This is a genomic window from Streptococcus cuniculi, from assembly GCF_004570575.1.
GTDB classification, from domain to species: Bacteria; Bacillota; Bacilli; order Lactobacillales; family Streptococcaceae; genus Streptococcus; species Streptococcus cuniculi_A.
In genome coordinates, this window is the sequence record NZ_SPPD01000013.1 from 1 (window position 1) to 18,667 (window position 18,667).

Here is an 18,667-nt window from a genome sequence, read left to right on the forward strand (position 1 = left end):
TTTGAGAAGTGCCTATCCCTTGACTGCTCTTCCCTTACACAAACGAGTCGCTTATCCAATTATAAGTTTACGTGCTCAAAGTCACAGTTAGTTGTGCTTGATAGGAAGAGCTACACCTATAAAAATGCGAGGTAGTAGCTGAACTACTCACTTACTCTCCTCCCCGTGATTTGTAGTAGTAATAGGCCTTCTCTCTTTATATTATAGTCCAAAATAAAGCGCACAACACATTTTCATTCAGTGTTGTGCCTTGAGTGAAACGAAAGGAATGATTTATAAAAATGAAAAAACTTATTGTACTCGGAGCAGCCTTGTTGCTTTTGTGTAGTTCTTCTAGTGTAAGTGCCGTGACGGCAGCAAATGTTGACACCTCGCAAGGATCTGTGGATGTGACTCTTCTTGGTGCGACAGAATCGTCTGATGGAACAGTTGTCTATTCTTATCAGGTATCGCTTCTGCCTGTACTCTCCAGCGATCACATTCAGACAGCCAACTCTTTTGCGGTAACTGTCCCAGCCTTGGTAAAAGAAACAAAATTTACCTTGATTGGTACTCATGAGGTGGAGCTAGACCAAAATGGAGAGTATACACCTAGCCATAAACCTGTAGAAGTTTCGGTTCCGTTAGGTAAGCAAGATGCTAAAACCTATTATGATGATGACTCGGATCATTCTCTTCCGACCTATAACGCGATTGCAGCTAGTGATGCCAACCCAGAGAATAGAGAATAAGGTTTTAGATTTTAATGGCGTGGAACCCGGTATGGTTGAGTTGGATGATGTCAAACAATACGGTCTTGTGTCCAAGGTTCGCTATCCCGTTGCGGTCCGTGTAGACTTAGTGGTTGACAAAGAAGTTGCCAAGCAGAATCCTCGTTTGGCAGTTGATGTTCGCAATGTCTGGAGAAGTTTTTATGAGAGTGATCGGTATTCAGATTATAGTGATGGGGCACAAACCATAGAGGATTACCGTAGAACTCTTGGAGAGTATTCTCCATCCTATCGTTATGTGGGCAATCCGAGTCTGATTAAGCCTGGTTCTTTTGACAATGATGGCCTACATTTGGCGGGCGATGTAGCGATTACCAAAGCAACAGGAGACTGGTCTCACATCGGGCGTGATGTTTCACCGGGCTTCAATTATGTAGATACCTTTAATTTGCATCGAAACGTTGCTGTACGGTACATTGCACCTGAATATGAGGACTTGGCGGACATTGCAGTAGTGGAGTATGTGCCTAGCACAGAGGCATCTAGCACTTTGCCAGATGGCACAGATACTGGTGTAGATTCTTCACAGGCAGGAGGAGCTAAGGCGAAGCAGCGCAAGGTTCTTCCGGCTACAGGGGAGCAAGTCTCTGTATGGTTAGTGGCGCTAGGTCTCCTCATTCTAGTGGTAGCTGTCTTTATTTATCGAAGAAAGAAATCGGATAAACGGTTCGACCTTAACGGTCCAAAAGCACGATGAACACACCGCATTTAATAGGGATGCGGTGTGTTTTGTCCATCTTTACACGGTGGCTAAACCCCATGGCAGGTAACCCTGAGAGCGTTTGTCAGGCAGTGAAATTTCAGGCTCCATCCAATATGTTTCAGATGTCTTGCAGGTGATAGAGGAGATGGTATTAAATGATACGTAATCTTATGGAGGCTGTTCTCGTTGAAAATGGCTTCTGCAATCTTCTTTCATTGTCAGAATGAAGGAGGTGTGCTATACTGGTCTATTATGTTTAGAAAGAAACCAATTTATTCGATCGTCCTTGCCATTGTGGTGCTAGTTGGAGCACTTATAGGAGCTATCGTCTTGCGTCCAAGGCTGGATACCCACCACTTTATCCAATCAACCACGCCCACCCTCTTTTTTCACGGCTATGGCAGTAGTGCCAATGCGGAGAAACACATGACACAGGCAGCCAAAAACGCCGGGGTCACGAATACCATTATCCGCGCTGATGTGGACGAAAAAGGGGAAGTCACTCTGACAGGCGAGATTCCTAACGGAGCTATCAATCCGATTGTAGAAGTCAATTATCAAGACAATCGCAATGCGGATTATCATCAAGACGCCCGTTATGCCAAGGCTGTTGTGACCAAGCTCCAGTCAAGGTATGGATTTACCAAAATGAACATGGTCGGTCATTCCATGGGAAATATGTCGATTCTTTTCTATCTTTTGGACAATGCCCACGAAAAAGACCTCCCTCAGGTGCAGAAGCAGGTCCATATTGCCAATCATGTCAATGGTTTGGAGGGAATGGACTTGCCTGACCATCACCGTGTCGATGAGGTGACAGGCCGGCCCGAGGAGATGAGTGCCAGTTATCGGCAGCTGCTCGCTCTTCGTGATCAATATCCCAGTCAGCAAATTGATGTCTTAAATATCTATGGTGATGTGAAAGATGGGTCCGACGGATCTGTGCTGAATAGTTCCTCAAAGAGTTTGCGGTATCTGGTCGCAGACCGCGCTAAATCCTATCGGGAAGAAAAAATGACAGGCAAACTAGCCCAGCATAGCCAATTGCATGAGAATCCTGCAGTCGATGCCCTGTTGATTGAATTTTTATGGGGGAAATAGTTCAAAAGAGGTTGGGACAAGGTTTTGATTTTTGAGATTCTGTATCATCAAATCTTCAAACTTGATAAATGAAATACCAAAAGCGGATAAAACAGAATTCTGAGGGGTAGAAAACTAGTTTTAGTCGCTTTTTCTATTTAGGGTTGGACTTTTGCTCCAGCCTTTTTCTCATTTCTAGGCTTGGATTGAAAAAGTCCACTGGATAGCCTCGCTCTCTTATTTCTAGGCTCGGGTTGACAAAGTCCACTGGACTTTGTCAATTACCTACACTGCTGAATTTTTTCATGCCGTGTTTGAAGAGGGTGTAGTTGAGGGTAAAGATGATGAGGACGACGAGGGGGAGGAGGAGGCCGATGGAGCTGATATTTAGAAAATGAAGGGCTGGGAAGTAGGAGGTAAAGGCGTAGGGGAAGACAAAGATGAGCAGGATCTGAATGGCGGTTGGGTAGATTTTAATGGGGTATTGGGCCATTTGGTTGAGTGAGAAAATCCCCATGGTAATCGGAAAGGATTCGACAATCCAAAAGGCAAGCGCAGTAGGCCCCAGCTGGATAGCAGCGTAGAGCAGGCCGATACAGATACAAATCAAGGCAAACAAGACCAATTCTCCCAAATTCCATTGGAGTTGTAAGAGCTGATAGGCCTTACTGGTTGCAATGATGCCGATAATCGTCGTTCCGATTCCTTGCAGTTGGATGCGTTCTGAAATAAGTTGAAAAAGGGGATTGACAGGTAACAGCATGAGCCGTTCAAAATCTCCCTCGCGGATATAACGGCTACCAAACATCCATAGATTGTCAAAGAAAATCAGGTGTACCGACCGTCCAATGGTTGAAATGCCGTAGATAAAGAGCATTTGTCCGTAAGAAAATCCTGCAATTTCCTTGATGTTACCAAACAAGACATTGAGGAAGATGAGATAGACAACTTGCTCTATGAGCGAAGAAAGCAGTCCGATAAAGAAGTCCATGCGATAAGACATGGCAGCAATCAGAAAGGACTTGATATTGTAGTAATAAAGTGTGGCGTATCGTTTCATCCTAACCTCCAAAAATGACCAAGCGTTTTTTGGCTTCTTGCCAGAGGAGATACATCAGTCCAGCTAGGACAGGCACCCAGACGAGTTGTACCCAAAAGAGGCTGGTGTCCACTTCTTTTCCCAAGAGGATATTGATGGGAAAATTAACCGCAAAGCTATAAGGTAGAAAGCTGAGAACTTTAGCAATCGGTGCAGGATAAAAACTCAAGGGCAACAGCACCCCTGCTGACAGATTGAAAATGCCTTCTCGCAAGATAAAGAGCCCCCAAGTATTAACCGTGTAAAAGGAGAGGAGCCCAAATCCCAAATCCATCAGCTGCACCATGAACATCCCAAGGAGACTGGTCAGGAGAAACAGCGCCCAGGTTTGTGCATCGGGGAGGTAAAGATTGGGATGGATGAGAGGAAGGACGGCTAAAACGAGGATAAATTTTGCTCCCTCGATGATTTTCATGCCAAAATCTTGAAAGAAAAGGGCAGTTATCGGGGAGTAGGGCAACAGTAGTTCGCCTGTGATTGTTCCCTTGACAATGGAGCTGGCGAGGTCGCGTCCGATGCCAAAGCTATTGAGATTGTTCAGGAGATTGGCAAAAATAATGTAGGTGGTAAAGGTCGCAAGGCTATAGCCGTTAACCTCCGACTGGCTAGCAAAAATCGTTTTCCAGACAAAGAGAGACACTAGTGTTTTCACCAACATGGAGGCGAGTGTTGCCACGAAAAAGGACTTGTACTGCAATTGGAGCAACAACATCTGCCGAGTGACGTGAAGATACTTAGTCATGGAGCCCCTCCTCGTAAATGCGCTTGACAATCTGCTCAATCGTGACCTCTTTCATGGTCACATCCTCAATCGGGTATTGGGTAAAAGCCAGCTGGATGATGTGGGCATTGCTATGGTGTTCGGTCTGGTAATGAACCTCAAAATGATGCGAATCGATCTGCTCCCATTCAAGATAGGGAGCTTGTAGCGGTGCTTCAATGGCAGCATGGGTCGTAAAGGCAATCGTTTTGACCTTGGAAAAGTTGGTTCTCAAATGTTCTAGGCTTCCGTCATAGACCTTCTGCCCCTTATCAATGATGACAATCCGATCGCAGAGGCTTTCAATATCCTGCATATCATGGGAAGTAATCAAGAAAGTTGTCAGATATTCCTCATTCATGGTGCGGATGAAGTCGCGAATCAGCTCCTTGACGCTGGCGTCAAGTCCGATGGTTGGTTCATCCAGAAAGACAACAGCAGGCTGGTGGAGGAAAATGGCCGCAAATTCACACTTGACCCGCTGACCGAGAGAAAGGTTGCGGACAGGTTGGTGGAGAATCGTCTCTAATTCCAAGAGCTCCGTCAGGCGTTTGAGGCGTTCTTGGTAAAGCGAATCTGGAACATCGTAAATCTTGGCATGAAGAAAAAAGGATTCGATGACAGGGATGTCCCATCTAAGGTGGGATTTCTGACCAAACAAGACACCGATTTGCCGATTGACAGCTGTCCGATTCTTGGCAGGCGAAAGACCATTGATGAAGACCTGTCCCTCATCAGGATAGAGCACCCCTGTTAGCATCTTAATGGTCGTTGATTTCCCGCTCCCATTTGAGCCGATATAGCCAATGATTTCGCCTTTTTGGCCGGTTAGGGAAATGTCCTTAACCGCTGGGATATAGCGTTTTTTAGGATGGAAAAAAGACTTAATTGAACCTATTAAGCCAGCTTCCTTATCCACAATCGCGTAAGTTTTTGATACATGTTGTGCTTCAATCATAGCGCCTCCTTACAGGCTAGAGGTATTCAGTAGAGAAAACGTTTGCATTAACTATATTAGCACTTTTATATTGGAAATGCAAGAGATTATCAGTTGTAAAGGAAAAAGGAGAGAAACCCCGTTTGTTAGTGACGGAAAGCAGAGTTTTCCCCATGTCTATTTCAACTAAAAAAGAAGTGAGACTATCTGTCTCAACTCCCAGCTTGTTATGGTAATAATTTCATGACCAAGTCCGTCATTTCAGTGGGTGATTCGGTCTTTCCCTTGTTAATCCAAGCTTGGACAATTCCAAAGAAGGCATTGGCAAAGTAGATGCTACGGTAGTCTTTTTCCACTTCTGATAAGGTGTCAAGGCGGCTATTACCGTCTGTCACATCATTGCTGATGAAGAGACGGACCTTGTTGATGAGAAAGGCTTGGATTTCCTGACTGCCGTTGTGGGTCAGGAGGGCAGAGAGGAGTTGCTCCCGGTAGAGGAGAACAAAGATTTCAAGAAAGACCTCCTTACGATCGGGTTCATACTGGGTGACAATGTCTTCAATCTCCACAAACAGAGCTTCTTGATAGGCTTCGATCAGCTGGTATTTGTCCCGATAATGGGTGTAAAAACTAGAGCGACTGATGCCGGCCGTTTGGGCGAGATGCGTGGTCGTAATCTCGTTAAAGCGCTGGTGCTGTAAGCAGGTGACCATGGCTTCCAAGATGGCTTTTTTTGTTTCTTCGCGTCGTGTATCTGTGCCCATCTCTTCTCCTTTTGTACAATTTTAGACAATATGTCTAAAAACGGTTTGTCAAACTTGATTTTGCTATCTAGCTTTGTATAATATACTATATCACATTTTGGACAGCGTGTCTAAAGGAGAATGTCATGTTAGAACAAATCAAGTATGCCTTAAAAAAACCAAGTTTATGGGTCGTGATGATTGGCGTTGCCTGCATTCCTGCCCTCTATAATCTCAGCTTTTTAACCTCCATGTGGGATCCTTATGGCAATGTCAAACACCTACCTGTTGCGGTGGTCAATGAGGATCAACCGTCTGCATTTCAGGACAAGGATTTGCAAATCGGGCAGGATATGGTGAAATCCATGAAAGAGAGCGAGAGCCTTGATTTTCATTTTGTCTTAAGTGAAGATGCGGAAAAAGGCTTGACAGACGGCGAGTATTACATGGTCGTCACTCTGCCTGCTGACCTTTCTCAAAAAGCAGCTACTCTCTTGACAGACAAGCCAGAACCCCTCACCATCCATTATCAGACGTCAAAAGGTCACAGCTTTGTCGCTGCAAAAATGGGGGAATCAGCCATGAACAAATTAGAAGAAACGGTGTCTGAAAATATTACCCAGACTTACACGAGAGCGGTATTTTCGAGCATGTCACAATTGCAAGGCGGCTTAAGGCAAGCAGCAGATGGCGCGCAGGAATTGAACCAAGGAAGTCTAGCCTTAGCAAGAGGTGGGGAAACCTTGGAAAAAGGCTTAGATAGGCTAGCCACTTCAACCCAGACCCTCTCAGACGGAGCGGGTCAGCTTCAGTCAGGTCTTGTTCAATATACGGACGGTGTGGCTCAGGCGGCAACTGGTGGGACAACCCTTGTAAATGGCTTACTTCCTTATACAAATGGTGTAGAAAGTCTAGCAGGGGGAGCAACCCAGCTCCATGACAAATCAGCTGATTTGCTGGCAGGAGTTCGTCAATTACAGTCAGGTCAAGATCAGGTTCAAGAGTTGATTGATGGAGCCAATCGCATCAGCGATGGCTTGTCACAATTAGCTACCGCAACAGCTTCCTCAAAAGAGCGGGAGGCACAGCTAGCCAGCTTGCTTCAAGGACTTTCCAGTTTGCAAGCAGGCATCAACGACTTGAACACGCGCGTATCAGGATTGAGTCTTCCAAGTGTAGATACAGCGGCTATTACCACTAGTTTACAGACGATTGGAGCCCAAGCCCAAGCGATTATTGCCTCTAGTCAGGCAGATAAAGATGCTAGTGTTGCTGCCCTTCAAGCAACGGCTGCTTATCAGGCTATGGATACCAACCAGCAGGCAGAATTAGTAGCAGCGATTCAGTCTAGTCCATCCACTACCATATCGCAGGCGCAGACGATTTTACAAGAACTTGCTAGCATGCAAGCAAGTCTTGCAGCTGTGGGTAATACTGATGAGATGCTAGGTCAAGTTGCAATTCTTAAAACAGGTGTTCAGCAATTAGCAGACGGTGCCAATCAAGCCTTGCCAGGGGCTACTACGGCGATTACAGAATTATCCAGCGGGCTTGGTCAAGCAAATGGCGCTCTTTCTCAGCTAGCATCAGGTAGTCAAGCCTTAGCAGGAGGAGTCGGTCAGTTGCAGTCTGAACTTTCAAGCGGTAGCGAGAGCTTAGTCCAAGGCGTGACTCTCTATACCGATGCAGTTGGTCAATTAAATAGTGGTGCTACCCAATTAGTCGCAAACAATGCCAAGGTCATGGCAGGCGCAGACCAATTGGCATCAGGTCTTGCGACCCTAAACAGCAATTCTGCAACTCTGGTGAACGGTGCGGGACGATTAGCAGACGGTTCTAGTCAATTGCAGGCAGGAGCTAGCCAACTACAAAATGGTAGTCAAGAGTTGGTCGCTGGAGTTGGTAAACTTCAAGTAGGAACCGACACCCTAGCAAACTCCTTGAGCAAGGCGCATGAGCAGCTCTCTCTTGTCTCTGTTGAGCGTGGCAATGCAGATGCCCTATCAAATCCAGTTACCCTTTCTCACAAAGATACAGACAAAGTCCCAACGAATGGAGTAGGTATGGCGCCGTATATGGTATCTGTTGCCCTAATGGTTGTAGCACTTTCAACCAATGTCATCTTTGCAAAGCGCATTGACGGAAAAGAATACACATCACGTTCAGAGTGGGCTGTGAATAAACTTGTCATCAATGGTACGATTACGACATTAGCCAGTGCGATTTTGTATGGAGTATTGCATTTGATTGGGGTAGAACCGAGTCATCCGCTTGCGACTTTTGGTCTGATTCTCCTTGCAGCATGGGTCTTCATGGCCTTGGTGACAGCCTTGATTGGCTGGAACAATCACTTGGGTTCCTTTGCTTCTCTCATCATCTTATTGTTGCAATTGGGGTCTAGCGCTGGAACGTATCCGATTGAGCTCAGTCCAAGCTTTTTCCAAAGAGTGCAGCCTTATCTACCGATGACCTATACTGTATCAGGTCTTCGTCAGACCATTTCCATGGGCAATCACATTGGTCATCAAGTAACCATCTTGAGCTTCTTTCTTATCGGCTTTATGGTGGCGGGTCTTCTTCTTTTTCGACCCGGCCAAGTTCAAGCTGAACAATAAGAAAATCCCCAGTCATTGGGGATTTTTTGTTATAGTCTTTTAGTTTTCTTCTACATGAACGGTCATGGTCTTGGTATCAACGCTGACGGTCGCTCCAATGGTCACTGTAAAGAGGGGCTGGGTATGGGCAAAGTCCATGTCGTAGATGACGGGAATGGTCTTCAGCACAGGGTATTTAGCGAGGATATACAGCAGCAATTCTTCGGTCATTTCGCATTCTTTTGGAAAACGGCCGATGAGGACGGCTTTTGGCTCTGGATAGGCTTGGAGAAGGGCTGCTAGTGCTCGGTCAAAGTCGAAATAATCATCTTCTTCGGCTTCCTCTAAAAAGAGAAGGTAGTCGGTATCTTGCGGCGCATAAGGCGTGCCACGAAGGAGCGAGAAGGTCGAGAGATTGCCGCCGAGAGCAGTAGCCTCAGCTTGTCCGTGGTTATAAACTTTCCACTCGGTCTGGTGAAAGATCAACTCTGCATCAGGCAGATACCAGGCGTTGCTACCCCACTCTTGGCTGGGGGTGAGGTCGTAAGAAGTCTGACTCAAGGCTGTTAACCAGCTTTCTGTCTGATAGTCTTGGAGGGTCTCCATTTTAAAGCTGGAATAGGCAGGCCCCATATAGGTTTTTAGCCCTGTTTTGGCATAAATGGCATTGAGCAGAGCGGTAGTGTCCGAATAGCCACAAAAGAGTTTGGGATGTTTTTTTATCAACTCATAATCCAGATAAGGCAAGAGTTCGTTGCAGTTAAAACCACCAATGGTCGTTAAAATCACGTCCACGCTATCATCTAAAAAGGCTTCGTGCAAGTCAGCTATGCGGCTTTCGATACTTGCGGAGCCTAGCATATCGTGTTCATTATAATGGCTTGAAAAGGAAATCTGGAACCCAAGAGCTTCCAAACGTTCCTTGGATGCACGATTAGCTTCAAATCCGCCGATATGATCGATTGAGGACGACGGACTGAGAATGCGAATGTGGGCATTTGGAGTCAATTTTTTCATCGTTAAACCTCCTTTTGATGTTTTATCATTATACGCTTTTTCCACAGGAATGTAAAGAATAATGGACCTCATCTGTGGAAAGACTATTTTAAATAGTTTTATTATTGAATATTTTCTATAGAACATGGTAAAATAGAGTAACTATTTTTGAATAAACGAGTGATTTGAGATGAAGAAGTATCAAACCTTATGTAAATTTGTAGGGCAGACCTTGCTGTACTTTGTGATTTTTCTAGCCCTACTGTACTTTTTTTCCTACCTTGGACAGGGACAGGGTGGCTTTATCTATAATGAATTTTAGAGGTGAATGGTGACACAGTTGATGATTAAGGATATGATTGAAACGATTGAGCAGTATGCAGCGACCCAGCCAGACTTTCCAGTCTACAATATCTTGGGTGAGGTGCACACCTATCGTGATTTGAAGGAAGATTCAGATAGCCTAGCAGCAACAATTGATAGCCTTGGCTTGCCTGCAAAATCTCCTGTCGTTGTCTTTGGCGCTCAGGAGTATGAAATGCTTGCGACCTTTGTTGCCTTGACTAAGTCGGGGCATGCCTACATTCCAATTGACAGCCACTCTGCATTAGAGCGGGTGTCTGCTATTTTGGAAGTAGCAGAGCCTAGCTTGATTATCGGGATTGCAGATTTTCCAATGGAGGTGGCAACGCCTCAACTTAATTTGCTAGAGGTCAAGGATATTTTCGCTCAAAAAACGGCTTATGAGATCACGCATTCGGTCAGGGGCGATGAGAACTACTATATCATCTTCACCTCTGGAACGACTGGTAAGCCCAAGGGGGTGCAGATTTCGCATGACAATCTCTTGAGCTTTACCAACTGGATGATTACAGATGAGGAATTTGCGACCCCCAGCCGACCACAGATGTTGGCGCAGCCACCGTATTCCTTTGACTTGTCAGTCATGTACTGGGCTCCGACCCTAGGGTTAGGAGGAACTTTGTTTGCCCTACCTAGCAGTATGGCGCAGGATTTCAAGAAATTATTTGCGACCATTTTAGACTTGCCGATTGCCATTTGGACCTCAACTCCTTCATTTGCGGATTTGGCAATGTTGTCCGAGGATTTTAATGCGGAAAAAATGCCACAGATTACCCATTTCTACTTTGACGGTGAGGAATTGACGGTGAAAACGGCTCAAAAACTCCGCGACCGTTTCCCAAATGCACGGATTATCAATGCGTATGGACCAACTGAAGCAACCGTTGCTCTTTCAGCAGTCGCAGTGACAGATGAGATGCTAGCAACTCTCAAGCGTCTGCCGATTGGTTATACCAAGGACGATTCGCCAACCTTTATCATTGATGAGGCAGGTAATAAACTGCCATTGGGCGAGCAGGGAGAAATTATCGTTTCAGGTCCTGCCGTATCAAAAGGTTATATGAATAATCCTGAAAAGACAGCCGAAGCCTTCTTTGAATTTGAAGGGTTGCCAGCCTACCATACAGGTGATATCGGTTCGATGACCGAAGATGGATTGCTGTTATACGGTGGTCGGATGGATTTCCAAATCAAGTTTAACGGCTATCGTATTGAGCTAGAAGATGTTTCCCAAAACCTAAACAAATCCCAATATATCAAGTCGGCAGTTGCCGTTCCACGTTACAACAAGGACCACAAGGTGCAAAATCTTCTGGCCTATGTCATCTTAAAAGAGGGGGTAGGCGAGCAGTTTGAACGAGAAATTGACATTACCAAGGCCATCAAGGAAGATTTGGAAGACATCATGATGTCTTATATGATGCCTTCAAAATTCCTCTATCGTGACAGTCTACCGTTGACACCAAATGGAAAGATTGATATCAAGGGCTTGATTAGCGAGGTAAACAACCGATGATGGACCTTCTCAAACAGCTTCCGCATTTGGAGCCTTATGGAGAACCCCAGTATTTCGTCTACTTGATTGTAGCGGTCTTGCCAATCTTTATCGGTCTCTTTTTCAAGAAGCGTTTTGCTTGGTATGAGAGTCTGGTCAGCCTAGCTTTTATCGTCTTTATGCTGACAGGTGATAGCCCTGCCCAACTTGCCGCCCTTTTCTTCTATATCATGTGGCAGCTTGCTTGGGTCTTTAGCTACAAATGGTATCGGGCGAAAAAGGACAGTAAATGGGTCTTTTATCTCCATGTTCTCCTTGCGGTCATGCCTCTAGCGCTGGTGAAAGTCACGCCTGCCATTTCAGGACACCAATCGCTCTTTGGCTTTCTAGGAATTTCCTATCTCACTTTCCGCTCGGTCGGTATGATCATTGAGATGCGTGACGGGGTCTTAAAAGAATTTAGCCTAGGGCAATTCTTGCGTTTCCTGCTCTTTATGCCGACATTCTCAGGTGGTCCGATTGACCGCTTCCGTCGGTTTGAAGAGGACTATCGCCAAATTCCTGACCGCGATGAGTTGCTTGATATGCTGGAAGTGGCTGTCCGCTACATTATGCTAGGGTTTTTATATAAGTTTATTCTGGCCCATATTTTTGGCTCGATGATCTTGCCACCGCTCAAGCAATATGCCCTATCACAGGGAGGCTGGTTTAACTTGCCTAGCTTGGGGGTGATGTATGCCTTTGGTCTGGATTTGTTCTTTGACTTTGCAGGCTACTCCATGTTTGCAGTTGCGATTTCCCACCTCATGGGGATTAAAAGCCCGCATAATTTTGATAAGCCTTTCGTGTCTCGTGACCTCAAGGAATTTTGGAATCGTTGGCACATGAGCTTGTCCTTCTGGTTCCGTGATTTTGTCTTTATGAGACTAGTCATGGTACTCATGCGCAACAAAGTGTTTAAAAATCGCAATACTACCTCAAGTGTAGCTTACTTGTTGAACATGCTCCTCATGGGCTTTTGGCATGGTGTGACGTGGTATTACATCGCTTACGGTCTTTTTCATGGTTTAGGTCTTGTCGTCAATGACGCTTGGATTCGTAAGAAAAAAACACTCAATAAAGAACGTAAAAAAGCAGGTCTTGCCCCCTTGCCTGACAATCGCTTTACACAGGCTTTGGGGATTGTGGTGACCTTTCATGTTGTGATGTTGTCGTTTTTAATCTTTTCGGGATTTTTAAATGACCTATGGTTTAAGAAATAAAAAGGAGTTTTTCTATGGATATTAAAGCAGAAGTGCTCGAAATTATTGATGAATTGTTTATGGAAGATGTCTCAGACATGTTGGATGAAGACTTGTTTGATGCGGGTGTCCTAGACAGTATGGGAACGGTGGAGTTGATTGTCGAAATTGAGTCTCGATTTGACATCCGCGTACCCGTATCTGAATTTGGTCGTGATGACTGGAATACGGCTAATAAAATCATTCAAGGGATTACGGAGTTGAGAAATGCTTAAGCGCCTATGGCTGATTTTAGGACCAGTCTTTTGTGCGGCCTTGCTAGTAGCGCTTTTGCTCGTCTTTTTTCCGACTAAGTTGCGCCATGATTTTGAGGCAGAAAAACGCTCTGCAGTGACGCTAACAGCAGCCAGTTTCAAGGGACGGATGCAGAAGGTTCAGGCTCTGACAGACGCTAACCACCGTTTCGTGCCCTTCTTTGGCTCCAGTGAATGGCTGCGCTTTGATAGCATGCACCCATCTGTGCTGGCTGAAAAATATGATCGTTCCTATCGTCCTTACTTGCTAGGACAACGCGGAGCAGCCTCTCTTAATCAATACTTTGGTATGCAGCAGATGTTGCCGGAGCTTGAAAATCAGACGGTCGTCTATGTTGTCTCGCCCCAGTGGTTTACCAAGACAGGCTACGATGCCAGTGCCTTTCAGCAGTATTTTAACAGTGACCAGCTGACTAGTTTTTTGACGCAACAAGAGGGAGATGTGGCGGCCCATCATGCAGCAGAGCGGCTCTTACAGCTTTATCCCAATATCGCCATGGCAGATATTGTCAAGAAAGTCGCAGATAGGACCCCCTTATCAGCTTCGGAAGATCAGTTTGTCGGGCTAATGGCACGCATCAATAAGCGTCAGGATATTTTCTTCAGTAGCTTGATTCCAAGTTATAATCAGCATTATGACCAACGTGTCCTACCTGAGTTGTCTCGCTTGCCGGATGAATTTTCCTACCAAGAACTGGAAAAAGTGGCCATTCAAGAAGCTGAAAAACACACTAAGAGCAATGACTTAGGGATTGATGACAAGTTTTACAAGAAACGCTTGAAAGCCAAACTCCGGGAACTAAAAGGCGCTCAGAAGAACCTATCCTATATTAAGTCGCCTGAATACACGGACTTGCAGCTGGTACTCACCCAATTTGCCAAGTCTAAGATCAATGTCCTCTTTGTCATTCCGCCGGTGAATGAGAAGTGGATGGCTTATACAGGTCTGCGTCAGGACATGTACCAACAGACTGTTAAAAAGATTAAGTATCAGCTAGAAAGCCAAGGTTTTACTAACATTGCCGACTTTTCAAAAGACGGTGGCAACCCTTACTTTATGCAGGATACCATTCACATGGGCTGGCTGGGCTGGCTCGAATTTGACAAGGTCGTTGATCCCTTTGTCTCAAATCCCAAACCAGCACCAGCCTACCACCTCAACTCGGCCTTTTTCAGCAAGGAATGGGCGGATTATGAGGGGGAAGTGAAGGAATTTTCACTTGATACAAAATAAGAGACTGGGATACCAGCCTCTCAGATTGAAGACAAAGTCCTTAGAATTTGCTTTTCTAAGGGCTTTTTTATACTAGGGGTAAGAACACTAGATGAGGTGAAGTTATGTTTCATAAAGAAAATTCTCAGTATAATCGCAACCAAGTTGGTTTCTACAGCTTAGATGAACTTGTTCCTAAAGACCATTTCTTACGGCAAATTGACCAAGCTGTTGATTTTTCATTTATTTATGACCTAGTCGAAGATACCTACAGTTCTGATACCGGTCGTCCAAGTTTGGATCCTGTCATGTTGGTTAAAATCCCTATGATTCAATGCCTGTTTGGTATCCGTTCCATGCGTCAGACTATTAAAGAGATTCAAGTCAATGCAGCCTATCGTTGGTTCCTTGGCTTATCCCTCGAAGAGCCAGTGTCTCACTTTATAACTTATGGAAAAAACTACAGTCATCACTTTCAAGATAAACACGTCAATGAAGCGATCTTTTCGTATATTGACCATATGTATCAATGCAGGTTTAGTGGATACAGATGAACTATTCATAGACGGGACGTATATCAAAGCAGCTGCCAATAACCATAAATACACCCATCAAGAAGTGAAAGCACAAGTGAAATTCATGAGCGAGCAACTCGAAATGGAAATTGCTCGTGACAGAGAGAAGTACGGAAAAAAGTTACTAGGACCTGCCAAAGAAAACAAGCCCGCAGATAAGAAAGTCTCCACAACTGATCCAGACAGTAGCTGCTCACTGCTATCTATCTGTGCCCAATCTAGAAAGCATCAGAAATTGGTAACCCGCCATGTTTGGAGAGAGGCTATTGAGGTCTGTGAAGATACTTGCCACCAACGAGGGATGAAAGAGCAGTACCAAAAACGGAAAGAGACTATTGAACGTCTCTTTGGCACCGCCAAGGAATAGTACAATTTACGCTATACAAGATTGAAAGGAAAGTCCAAAATGGAGACGACCGTTGGGCTAGCTTTAGCATGTTTAAATTTGAAAAATACAGTAAAAGGATGGCACAAATAGCCTTTTTAATTTGCCTAAAAACACAAAATGCCAAAGAGAGGCCAAAATAAAAGACAAACCAACTAAGGAGTATGGGTTTGTCTTTGGTCTGAGCAACGGTTTGCCCGTTGCTTTTGGCATGGTTGCGCTAGTCTTGGTACAGTAGAATTGCGAAAAGCTTTTTAGAAAGGCTATCTCGCGTACCTCTACTTAATAGTACAAATCAAACCATTTTACCATTAGAACGTGCTTCTTGTCTGACGATTTGTGTGTTGGCTAAGTGGCTATCAATGGAGTGAGCTATCTTTCGCCGTTCGTCTGGACAATGGTCTGGTAGGCAGCGAGGGCGCAAGCACCTCTGGCGCCACGATAGGGGGTAAAGTCAAGGAGTTCCACATCTAGGTTATTTTTGGTAGGAATAAACTGGAGTTGTTCATTGATTCGCTCGATCAATTTAGGTTTTAAGTCTAGTTGATTGAGTAGTTCACTATTGATAAAAATTTTATGGGCATCATAAATGATAAGGGTGTTGGAGATAGACATGGCTAAAAATTGTAGTCCAGCTTCGATGCGATCCACGATGAAAGAATCGCCGAGTTGGTAGGCATGGATGACAGCACTCAAATCAATTTCTTCTTGGGAATTGACCAAATTCTTTAATATCGTGTTTTTGGAATGGGCAAAGAGAAGTTTTGCATTTTCAATGAGCCAGCTATCAGAAATATAGGTTTGTAGGCACCCCCGTTTCCCACATTCACAATGTTGTCCTTGAATATCTACAATCGTGTGTCCGAGTTCACCGATATAGTAGTTTTCCTTGGTTGCAATGTGGTCGTGGTGGAAGAAGGAGCAGAAGATACCGGGTCCGATATGGAGGAAGAGGAATTTGTCGGGTGATTCTTCAGAATCAAAGAGATATTCTGCTAGCGCCATACATTCGATGTTGTTATCAATAGAGATAGGCAACTGAAATGTTTCCTTTAGTTCATTTAAATTAAAATGCACCCAATTTTGGTTATTGGAAATAACGGAATTACTGCTTGAATCAAAGTGACCCGGGATAGAAAAACCGATACCAGCACAGGTCAAGTGAGCATATTGCTCAAGGAGTTCCTCAATGAGTGAACTGATGGTCTGCGTGATGTTTTCAAGTGGATAGTCTCCCATTTTGATGAAACGTTGGGTGAGTATTTGACCGATACTATTGGTCGCAACGAGCGCAATGCCACGCATGGTAAATTCAATCCCGACGAGGTAGGCGAATTCTTCGTTGATGCTAAGAAGTTTGCGGCTACGACCCGAACCCTTTCGTTCTCGAATCTCGTGCCCTGTTTCAAAAATCTTTTCTTCACGGATAAGCTCGGTGACGATGTGGGTGACTGTCGCTGGTGCTAGTTCCAATTCAGTGGCAATTTTCGTCCGTGATACAATTTTATTGCGATAGATAAATTCCATTACTCGAGCAGCATTTTGAAGAATATTTTCAGAGTTTTTGGTGGCGATCTTCATGTGTTCTCCTTTGCAGTACAGGGACTAGAATAGGTCTCAAAAGTCGATGCAGACAAGAGACTTCTTTTTGCCGTCCTTATGACTCACCCCCTGGTCTCTCTGTGTTTAGGAGCGACGGGTTGTTTTATCGGAAAGTTCATGAACTAGCTCAAAGAGAGTGGCTAGCCTGTTTCATGTTATCGTTTTCTTTTATTGTACCATAGATGCTATAAAAATTCTCAACTCAAGAAGAATTCGGCTTGGTTTCCCAATACGGGAGGGGTGTTTCCGTTTTTATTTGTTCAACATAGAAAAAACACGAATTGTATCCTTTTTATGTAAGAAAGTCGAAAATGCGTGTGATTAGGATAGTAAAATCCGCAGGGAGTAGGTCTTTTTAAAACTTTTGGAAGCATCTGATATTTTTATTAATTTATTAAAATTAAAACTTGACTATAAAGCGTTTTCATGTTATTATAATTTCACAAAATAAATTAAAAAATTAGGAGGACAAGGGGATGAATAAATTTTTATTTTTCCTAGAGCATACCCTGGCGCCTATGGGGGAAAAAGTTGGCAACCAGCGTCACCTGAAAGCGATTCGGGAAGGATTTATGATGGCCATGCCGTTAGTATTAGTAGGATCAGTATTCTTGCTACTAATTAGCTGGCCGAACGAAGGGTTTACAACCTTCTTAGCAAATATTGGCCTGTTGGACATTCTCACAACGATGAACCAGAGTACCATGGCCATCATTTCTCTAGCAGCCTGCTTTGGTATCGGGTATCGATTGGCTGAAAGTTATGGAACAGATGGTCCTTCTGCTGGAATCTTATCTCTTTCAAGCTTCATCTTAATGGCGCCTCGTTTTACCACCCAAGTCTTCAATGAAAGTGGTGAGCAAGTAGCTCAGACCTTTGCTGGAGCGATTCCTTTCGGTAGCTTGAATGCCAATGCCTTGTTCGTAGCGATTACGGTCGGTTTGGTAACAGCAGAGATTTATCGCATCTTTATTCAAAAAGGAATCGTGATTAAGATGCCTAAGAATGTACCAGACGCAGTGAGCAAATCATTCTCAGCACTACTACCAGCGCTGACAGCCTTTGTTTTCTGGGCAGCCTTGTTGAAAGGCTTGCAACTTGCAGGTGTTCAAGGTGGCCTAGGGGCAGTGCTTGGTCTCATCGTTGGAACGCCACTTCGGGCGATTGCAGGCACGCTTCCAGGCATGGTACTCGTTGTCTTGGTCAACTCTTTCTTCTGGTTCTGTGGTGTGAATGGTGGTCAGGTGCTCAACGCCTTTGTTGACCCTGTTTGGTTGGCCTTTACCAATGAAAACCAAGCTGCGGCTATCGCAGGTGAAACACTTCCTCATATCATCACCTTACCATTTAAGGACTTGTTCGTCTTTATCGGTGGCGGTGGTGCAACTGTCGGTCTCGCTCTTTGTTTGTTCCTGTTCAGTAAGAGCAAATCGTATAAAACGCTTGGACGCCTTGCGTTTATTCCGTCACTCTTTAACATCAATACAGCGATTCTCTTTAGTTTCCCAACCGTTTTGAATCCAATTATGATGATTCCATTCGTCTTGACACCGACCGTGAATGCGATTATTACCTACTTTGCAATGGCAACTGGCTTGGTTCCGCTGACTACAGGAGCTGTTCTCCCATGGACTATGCCGCCAATTATCGGTGGATTCTTAGCAACAGGGGGGAGCTGGCAAGGAGCTGTTCTTCAAGTTGTGTTAATCGCCGTTTCATTTGTGATTTACTATCCATTCTTTAAAGTTGCCGATCGTAAAACGCTTGAAAAAGAATTACGCGACTAGAAGGTGGCTT

At 44.7% G+C, this 18,667-nt stretch carries 16 protein-coding genes and 1 pseudogene; 11 read left to right on the plus strand and 6 right to left on the minus strand.

Annotation, left to right across the window (positions count from 1 at the left end; all coding sequences use genetic code 11):
• Positions 1–281: 281 nt before the first annotated feature.
• The 3 genes from E4T82_RS08485 to E4T82_RS08495 all read left to right on the plus strand — a co-directional run bounded on the left by E4T82_RS08485 (position 282) and on the right by E4T82_RS08495 (position 2,574).
• The gene (locus E4T82_RS08485) at positions 282–731 is read left to right on the plus strand and encodes a hypothetical protein (protein WP_135182408.1); all 450 of its coding nucleotides are present in this window, start codon (positions 282–284) and stop codon (positions 729–731) included.
• Positions 732–762: 31 nt separating this feature from the next.
• Positions 763–1,467: an LPXTG cell wall anchor domain-containing protein gene (locus tag E4T82_RS08490; protein WP_167753603.1), complete on the plus strand. Its 705-nt coding sequence runs from the start codon at positions 763–765 to the stop codon at positions 1,465–1,467.
• A gap of 258 nt (positions 1,468–1,725) precedes the next feature.
• The gene (locus E4T82_RS08495) at positions 1,726–2,574 is read left to right on the plus strand and encodes an alpha/beta hydrolase (protein ID WP_135182466.1); all 849 of its coding nucleotides are present in this window, start codon (positions 1,726–1,728) and stop codon (positions 2,572–2,574) included.
• A 256-nt stretch (positions 2,575–2,830) separates the two neighbouring features.
• Here the strand turns inward: E4T82_RS08495 and E4T82_RS08500 are convergent, their stop codons facing one another.
• From E4T82_RS08500 to E4T82_RS08515, 4 genes are all read right to left on the minus strand, one after another.
• Complete coding sequence (locus tag E4T82_RS08500) at positions 2,831–3,613, minus strand: ABC transporter permease (RefSeq protein ID WP_135182410.1); 783 nt, start codon at positions 3,611–3,613, stop codon at positions 2,831–2,833.
• A gap of 1 nt (position 3,614) precedes the next feature.
• The gene (locus E4T82_RS08505; RefSeq protein WP_135182411.1) at positions 3,615–4,394 is read right to left on the minus strand and encodes an ABC transporter permease; all 780 of its coding nucleotides are present in this window, start codon (positions 4,392–4,394) and stop codon (positions 3,615–3,617) included.
• Positions 4,387–5,370 (minus strand): ABC transporter ATP-binding protein, encoded by a 984-nt coding sequence (locus tag E4T82_RS08510; RefSeq protein WP_135182412.1) that lies wholly within the window; start codon positions 5,368–5,370, stop codon positions 4,387–4,389. Before E4T82_RS08510 ends, E4T82_RS08505 begins: the two co-directional genes overlap by 8 nt.
• A gap of 206 nt (positions 5,371–5,576) precedes the next feature.
• Positions 5,577–6,113 (minus strand): TetR/AcrR family transcriptional regulator, encoded by a 537-nt coding sequence (locus E4T82_RS08515; RefSeq protein ID WP_135182413.1) that lies wholly within the window; start codon positions 6,111–6,113, stop codon positions 5,577–5,579.
• Between the two features lie 125 nt (positions 6,114–6,238).
• Between E4T82_RS08515 and E4T82_RS08520 the strand changes: the two genes are divergently transcribed.
• Complete coding sequence (locus tag E4T82_RS08520; RefSeq protein WP_135182414.1) at positions 6,239–8,707, plus strand: YhgE/Pip domain-containing protein; 2,469 nt, start codon at positions 6,239–6,241, stop codon at positions 8,705–8,707.
• A gap of 39 nt (positions 8,708–8,746) precedes the next feature.
• Here E4T82_RS08520 and E4T82_RS08525 read toward each other — a convergent pair whose 3' ends face one another.
• The gene (locus E4T82_RS08525; protein WP_135182415.1) at positions 8,747–9,703 is read right to left on the minus strand and encodes a S66 family peptidase; all 957 of its coding nucleotides are present in this window, start codon (positions 9,701–9,703) and stop codon (positions 8,747–8,749) included.
• Between the two features lie 169 nt (positions 9,704–9,872).
• Between E4T82_RS08525 and E4T82_RS08530 the strand changes: the two genes are divergently transcribed.
• From E4T82_RS08530 to E4T82_RS08555, 6 genes and pseudogenes are all read left to right on the plus strand, one after another.
• Complete coding sequence (locus E4T82_RS08530) at positions 9,873–10,004, plus strand: teichoic acid D-Ala incorporation-associated protein DltX (RefSeq protein WP_075105669.1); 132 nt, start codon at positions 9,873–9,875, stop codon at positions 10,002–10,004.
• 6 nt (positions 10,005–10,010) lie between these two features.
• The gene (gene dltA, locus E4T82_RS08535; RefSeq protein ID WP_228065122.1) at positions 10,011–11,561 is read left to right on the plus strand and encodes a D-alanine--poly(phosphoribitol) ligase subunit DltA; all 1,551 of its coding nucleotides are present in this window, start codon (positions 10,011–10,013) and stop codon (positions 11,559–11,561) included.
• Positions 11,558–12,802: a D-alanyl-lipoteichoic acid biosynthesis protein DltB gene (gene dltB, locus E4T82_RS08540; protein ID WP_135182416.1), complete on the plus strand. Its 1,245-nt coding sequence runs from the start codon at positions 11,558–11,560 to the stop codon at positions 12,800–12,802. Before dltA ends, dltB begins: the two co-directional genes overlap by 4 nt.
• A gap of 14 nt (positions 12,803–12,816) precedes the next feature.
• Complete coding sequence (gene dltC / locus E4T82_RS08545) at positions 12,817–13,056, plus strand: D-alanine--poly(phosphoribitol) ligase subunit DltC (protein ID WP_135182417.1); 240 nt, start codon at positions 12,817–12,819, stop codon at positions 13,054–13,056.
• Complete coding sequence (gene dltD, locus E4T82_RS08550; protein WP_135182418.1) at positions 13,049–14,329, plus strand: D-alanyl-lipoteichoic acid biosynthesis protein DltD; 1,281 nt, start codon at positions 13,049–13,051, stop codon at positions 14,327–14,329. The genes dltC and dltD overlap by 8 nt, the downstream gene beginning before the upstream one ends.
• Before the next feature lie 104 nt (positions 14,330–14,433).
• Positions 14,434–15,411 (plus strand): annotated as a pseudogene (locus E4T82_RS08555) (transposase).
• 229 nt (positions 15,412–15,640) lie between these two features.
• Here the strand turns inward: E4T82_RS08555 and E4T82_RS08560 are convergent.
• Positions 15,641–16,849: an ROK family protein gene (locus tag E4T82_RS08560; protein ID WP_135182419.1), complete on the minus strand. Its 1,209-nt coding sequence runs from the start codon at positions 16,847–16,849 to the stop codon at positions 15,641–15,643.
• A gap of 497 nt (positions 16,850–17,346) precedes the next feature.
• Between E4T82_RS08560 and E4T82_RS08565 the strand changes: the two genes are divergently transcribed.
• On the plus strand, positions 17,347–18,657 hold the full coding sequence (locus tag E4T82_RS08565) for a PTS sugar transporter subunit IIC (protein WP_135182420.1): 1,311 nt from the start codon (positions 17,347–17,349) through the stop codon (positions 18,655–18,657).
• The last annotated feature ends 10 nt before the right edge of the window (positions 18,658–18,667 follow it).

What these genes read in the sequence shown, in the direction of transcription:
- E4T82_RS08565 (WP_135182420.1), top strand. Translation starts at nt 17,347, where the DNA reads ATGAATAAATTTTTATTTTTCCTAGAGCATACCCTGGCGCCTATGGGG.
- E4T82_RS08530 (WP_075105669.1), top strand. Translation starts at nt 9,873, where the DNA reads ATGAAGAAGTATCAAACCTTATGTAAATTTGTAGGGCAGACCTTGCTG.
- dltC (WP_135182417.1), top strand. Translation starts at nt 12,817, where the DNA reads ATGGATATTAAAGCAGAAGTGCTCGAAATTATTGATGAATTGTTTATG.
- E4T82_RS08485 (WP_135182408.1), top strand. Translation starts at nt 282, where the DNA reads ATGAAAAAACTTATTGTACTCGGAGCAGCCTTGTTGCTTTTGTGTAGT.
- E4T82_RS08520 (WP_135182414.1), top strand. Translation starts at nt 6,239, where the DNA reads ATGTTAGAACAAATCAAGTATGCCTTAAAAAAACCAAGTTTATGGGTC.
- E4T82_RS08500 (WP_135182410.1), bottom strand. Translation starts at nt 3,613, where the DNA reads ATGAAACGATACGCCACACTTTATTACTACAATATCAAGTCCTTTCTG.
- E4T82_RS08515 (WP_135182413.1), bottom strand. Translation starts at nt 6,113, where the DNA reads ATGGGCACAGATACACGACGCGAAGAAACAAAAAAAGCCATCTTGGAA.
- dltB (WP_135182416.1), top strand. Translation starts at nt 11,558, where the DNA reads ATGATGGACCTTCTCAAACAGCTTCCGCATTTGGAGCCTTATGGAGAA.
- E4T82_RS08505 (WP_135182411.1), bottom strand. Translation starts at nt 4,394, where the DNA reads ATGACTAAGTATCTTCACGTCACTCGGCAGATGTTGTTGCTCCAATTG.
- E4T82_RS08495 (WP_135182466.1), top strand. Translation starts at nt 1,726, where the DNA reads ATGTTTAGAAAGAAACCAATTTATTCGATCGTCCTTGCCATTGTGGTG.
- dltD (WP_135182418.1), top strand. Translation starts at nt 13,049, where the DNA reads ATGCTTAAGCGCCTATGGCTGATTTTAGGACCAGTCTTTTGTGCGGCC.
- E4T82_RS08510 (WP_135182412.1), bottom strand. Translation starts at nt 5,370, where the DNA reads ATGATTGAAGCACAACATGTATCAAAAACTTACGCGATTGTGGATAAG.
- E4T82_RS08560 (WP_135182419.1), bottom strand. Translation starts at nt 16,849, where the DNA reads ATGAAGATCGCCACCAAAAACTCTGAAAATATTCTTCAAAATGCTGCT.
- E4T82_RS08490 (WP_167753603.1), top strand. Translation starts at nt 763, where the DNA reads ATGGTTGAGTTGGATGATGTCAAACAATACGGTCTTGTGTCCAAGGTT.
- dltA (WP_228065122.1), top strand. Translation starts at nt 10,011, where the DNA reads ATGGTGACACAGTTGATGATTAAGGATATGATTGAAACGATTGAGCAG.
- E4T82_RS08525 (WP_135182415.1), bottom strand. Translation starts at nt 9,703, where the DNA reads ATGAAAAAATTGACTCCAAATGCCCACATTCGCATTCTCAGTCCGTCG.